The following is a 244-nucleotide window of genomic DNA, read 5'->3' on the forward strand; positions in this document are numbered from 1 at the left end:
TGCGGATTTGCCGACATCCACACCGCACGGCTTGGACGTGCATAACCAACAGCACGCTTACCCTATCCTACTGCGTCCCCCCATCACTCAAAGGGCAGGGTGGTGGTACAGGAATATCAACCTGTTGTCCATCGTCTACGCCGATCGGCCTCGACTTAGGCCCCGACTAACCCTGAGCGGACGAGCCTTCCTCAGGAAACCTTAGTCATACGGGGGATGGGATTCTCACCCATCTTTCGCTACT

At 56.6% G+C, this 244-nt stretch carries 1 rRNA gene; it reads right to left on the reverse strand.

Annotated features, from left to right (window positions below):
• Window positions 1-244 (reverse strand): 23S ribosomal RNA (locus tag AC1ECF_RS17785); the annotation flags it as partial.

This window comes from Psychrobacillus sp. Z3-81, assembly GCF_056620325.1.